Genomic DNA, 3,819 nt, shown 5'->3' on the forward strand with positions numbered 1-3,819 from the left:
CGTGACGATGTCGATCATCGGGATCTTGGACGGGTAGTCGCCGACCGTGCCCTCGGTGGTGAGCGTCGGCTCGCCGTCGAGCACGACGGCGACGTCGGTGGAGGTGCCCCCGCCGTCGAGCGTGATGACGTTCGCGTGCTCGGCGGCCGCCCGCGCGACGAACGCGGCGCCGAGGGCGCCGGCGGCCGGGCCCGACAGCACGGTCGTGATCGGGCGGTCCACCACCTCGCTCGCCGACAGCACGCCGCCGTTGCTCGTCATGACGTACAGGGGCACGTCGCCGAGGCGTTCGGAGATCCGCGCGACGTAGCGGCCGATGGCGGGCTTGACGGCGGCGTCGACCAGGGTGGTGACCGACCGCTCGTACTCCCGGTACTCCCGCAGCACCTCGTGCGACAGCGACACCACCGCGTCCGGGTGCTCGCGGCGCAGCACCTCGCGCATGGCCCGCTCGTGCGCGGGGTCGGCGTAGGAGTGCAGGAAGCACACGCCGATCGCGGTCACGCCCTGGTCGCGGAACCAGCGCGCGGCACGCACCGCCGACGCCTCGTCGAAGGGCCGCACCTCCGCGCCGGTGTGGTCGAGCCTGCCGCCGACCGTTTTGACCCGATGCGCCGGGACGATCCGCGGCGGCTTCACCCAGAAGTAGGAGTTGCCGTAGCCGTCCGGGACACTCTGGCGGGCGATCTCCAGCAGGAACTCGAAACCCTCGGTGGTGATGAAACCGAGGTCGCCGACGCGGCCTTCGAGGAGCCGGTTGGTGGCCACGGTCGTGCCGTGGCACACGGCCGCGATGTCGGCGGCGTCCAGCCGGGCGATGCCCGCCATGAACCCCGCGGCCGGGTCGTCCGGCGTCGACGGCGTCTTGGTGGTGACGATCGCTCCGCTGTCCTCGTCCACCGCGACCACGTCCGTGAACGTCCCACCGGTGTCAATGCCGATCCGGATCGCCATGAGTCACTGTCTACCCGGACGCCGCGGACGGGCGAACCGTCGAGTCCTGCCAACGAACGGTCCGTTTTTCGGTATTCGGCCGCCCGGCCCGTACGAGCGACGGCGTCCGGACCGTCACCCGCCTGTTCGGCGGCTCACGCCTGGGCGGCCACCTCGCGCAGCGCGCTCTCGAAGAACTCCACGGACTGCGCGCCCGAGACCGCCCACTTCTCCTCGAACACATAGAACGGGACACCGCTCACGCCCATCGCCCGTGCGCGCCCGACCTGGCCGGCCACCTCCGCCTCGCCGTCGCCGGCGGCGAGCCGCTCCGCGACGCCGTCGAGCCCCGCCTCGGCGGCCAGAGCGGCGAGGGTGCCGTGGTCGTTCAGGTCGCGGCCCTCGGCGTGATACGCGCGGAACAGCCGATCGACGACGGCGTCCTGGACGCCCGCCTCCCCCGCCAGGGCGATGACCCGGTGCGCGTCGCGCGTGTTCGCGCTGATCGCCTTCTCCGGTGCGTACGGCAGGTTCTCGGCCGCCAGCAGGCCGGCCATCCGCTCGTGCATCTCGGCGACCTTGGCCGGGCCGCCGAAGCGGTCGGCCATGAGCTCACTGGTCAGCCCGCCGCCGGTCGCCTCCGGATCGAGCTGGAACGGACGCCAGGTCACCGCCGCGTCGCCGCCGAACGCCTCGGCGGCCGTACGGAAGCGGGCCCGGCCCAGGTAACACCACGGGCACACGACGTCGGAGAAGATCTCGATGTTCACGTCCGGCCCAACCCGGGCCGCCGCGCCCGCATTCCCCCGCCGCGCCACCGCATCGCTACGCTGGGCGGTTCGTACATCGTCAAACACCGAAAGATTCTCATGGCACTCGAGCGACCCGAGATCGACTTTCCCGAGGGCGAGCCGCCCGCGGACCTCCAGATCACCGACATCACGGTCGGCGACGGCCCCGAGGCGCAGCCCGGCTCGACCGTCACCGTCCACTACGTCGGTGTCTCCCACTCGACCGGTGAGGAGTTCGACGCCTCGTGGAACCGCGGGGCGCCCTTCGACTTCCCGCTCGGCGCCGGACGGGTCATCCAAGGCTGGGACCAGGGCGTGGCCGGCATGAAGGTCGGCGGACGCCGCAAGCTGGTGATCCCGCCGCACCTGGGCTACGGCAACCGCGGCGCCGGCGGCGCCATCAAGCCCGGCGAGACGCTGATCTTCGTGGTGGACCTCCTGGGCGTGGGCTGAGGCCCGCCCGTTGAGAGACCGCCCGGAACCCCCGTTTCGGGGTTCCGGGCGGTCTCTCAGTACGCCACCGAGACGTGGTGGCGTATCGAGTCGTCGTCGCCGATCACGCCGAGCATGCAGGCGGCCAGGTCGGCCCGGGAGATCGAACGGCCGCCGCGCAGGTTGATGTCGGTCGCGGTGCGGTAGCGGCCCGTCGCCTCCTTGTCGAGCAGCTGCGGCGCCCGCACGTGGGTCCACTCCAGCCCCGAGTCCCGCACCTCACGCTCGCAGCGGCGCATGTCCTCGAAGCCGTCCCTGAGCAGCGGGTTCAAGATCAGCGGCTTGACGACATAGCGGGTGAAGAGGCCGTCCCCCGCGTCGGCGAACGCGCCCGCGGCGCTGCACACCACCAGACGCCGGACGCCCGCCTTGCCCATCGCCTCGATGGCGGCGCGGACGCCGTCGTAGCAGATCGTCGTCGGCCCCCTGCCGCGGGGACCGAGCGCCGACAGGACCGCGTCGGCGCCCTCCACGGCCGGCGCGACGGCGGCGGGGTCGGTGACGTCCGCGGTGACCACCCGCAGCCGCTCGCAGGCGGGCACGTCGAGCCGCGCCGGGTCCCGTACGACCGCGGTCACGTCGTGCCCCTCCTCCAGCGCCTGCCGGACCAGTTGGATACCGGTTCTCCCGGTCGCGCCGAAGATCGTCAGTTTCATCGCGGGCCTCGCCTTCCGTCGTGTGATGCCCTGGTGTCGTGGTTAGTGAGTACTCACCCACTACTAAGATAGCGAGTGAGTACTCACTAACCAAAGGGGGTTCGATGTGGAGACGCGCGACCGCATCCTGGACGCCGCCGCGGAACTCATGCGGACGCGCGGCGTCACCCGCACGACCACCAAGGAGATCGCCAAGGCGGCCGGCTTCTCCGAGGCGACGCTCTACAAGCACTTTCGCGACAAGGAGGAGCTCCTCCTGCGCGTTCTGCGCGAACGCGCGCCGGGCAGCGCCCGGATCGAGATCACGGCCGGACGCGACCGGGTCGAGGAGAACATCTACCGGCTGGTCCGCGGGATGCTGGACTTCTACCGCGAGACGTTCCCGATGTTGAGCTCGGTGGTCTCCGAACCGGGACTGATGGCGGCGCACCACGCGTCGATCGGCCGGTACGGCGGCGGCCCCTGGCACGCGGTCGAACGCATCGCCGTCTACCTTCGCGCCGAGCAGGAACTGGGCCGCGTCCCGGACCACGCCGACCCGGACGCGGTGGCCGCGCTGCTGGCGGGCGCCTGCTTCCAGCAGGCCTTCTTCGCCTACTTCGCCGAGGGCTTGAACGCACCCCGGGTACCGGACGAGACGGCCACCGCCCTGGCCCGCACACTCACCGCCGCCCTGACCCTCCCCGCGTAACCGCCCACCGCCGCCCCGCTCTGCCCCGGACGGCGCCCCGCTCAGCGCCGCGCCGGTCTCGCCTCCCCCGCACGTGACGAGCGGCGCTCACCCCCGATCCACTCAGCGCCGCCGAAAGCGACGGGCAATGCCCAACGAGACCGCCGGTGCCGAAACGGCCGCATCCGACGGCGCGCGACCCCCCGCGATCTGTGACAGCGAAGCCACGGCGGATCAGACGGATGTACCGCCAGCGCGGGCATCTTGCCCTGCGGCC

At 72.0% G+C, this 3,819-nt stretch carries 5 protein-coding genes; 2 read left to right on the forward strand and 3 right to left on the reverse strand.

Features of this window, described 5'->3' with window-relative positions:
- Both ACFFNX_RS44630 and ACFFNX_RS44635 read right to left on the reverse strand, forming a co-directional pair.
- A partial coding sequence (locus ACFFNX_RS44630) for a hydantoinase/oxoprolinase N-terminal domain-containing protein (protein WP_378212330.1) occupies positions 1 to 954 on the reverse strand: 954 nt, incomplete at its 3' end.
- 134 nt (positions 955 to 1,088) lie between these two features.
- Complete coding sequence (locus ACFFNX_RS44635) at positions 1,089 to 1,703, reverse strand: DsbA family oxidoreductase (protein WP_378212331.1); 615 nt, start codon at positions 1,701 to 1,703, stop codon at positions 1,089 to 1,091.
- Positions 1,704 to 1,802: 99 nt separating this feature from the next.
- Between ACFFNX_RS44635 and ACFFNX_RS44640 the strand changes: the two genes are divergently transcribed.
- Positions 1,803 to 2,177, forward strand: a complete 375-nt coding sequence (locus tag ACFFNX_RS44640; RefSeq protein WP_378212332.1) for an FKBP-type peptidyl-prolyl cis-trans isomerase — start codon at positions 1,803 to 1,805, stop codon at positions 2,175 to 2,177.
- Positions 2,178 to 2,233: 56 nt separating this feature from the next.
- On the opposite strand, the gene ACFFNX_RS44645 is transcribed toward ACFFNX_RS44640, so the two are convergent.
- The gene (locus tag ACFFNX_RS44645) at positions 2,234 to 2,872 is read right to left on the reverse strand and encodes an NAD(P)-dependent oxidoreductase (RefSeq protein ID WP_378212333.1); all 639 of its coding nucleotides are present in this window, start codon (positions 2,870 to 2,872) and stop codon (positions 2,234 to 2,236) included.
- A gap of 106 nt (positions 2,873 to 2,978) precedes the next feature.
- Here ACFFNX_RS44645 and ACFFNX_RS44650 point away from each other — a divergent pair, with 106 nt between their 5' ends.
- On the forward strand, positions 2,979 to 3,563 hold the full coding sequence (locus ACFFNX_RS44650) for a TetR/AcrR family transcriptional regulator (protein WP_378212334.1): 585 nt from the start codon (positions 2,979 to 2,981) through the stop codon (positions 3,561 to 3,563).
- Positions 3,564 to 3,819 lie beyond the last annotated feature (256 nt).

The sequence above is a fragment of the Actinoallomurus acaciae genome, from assembly GCF_042429965.1.
Taxonomy (GTDB): Bacteria; Actinomycetota; Actinomycetes; order Streptosporangiales; family Streptosporangiaceae; genus Actinoallomurus; species Actinoallomurus acaciae.

Bases quoted from the DNA above. Each gene is read 5' to 3' on its own strand.
- ACFFNX_RS44645 (WP_378212333.1), bottom strand. From the start codon at position 2,872: ATGAAACTGACGATCTTCGGCGCGACCGGGAGAACCGGTATCCAACTG.
- ACFFNX_RS44640 (WP_378212332.1), top strand. From the start codon at position 1,803: ATGGCACTCGAGCGACCCGAGATCGACTTTCCCGAGGGCGAGCCGCCC.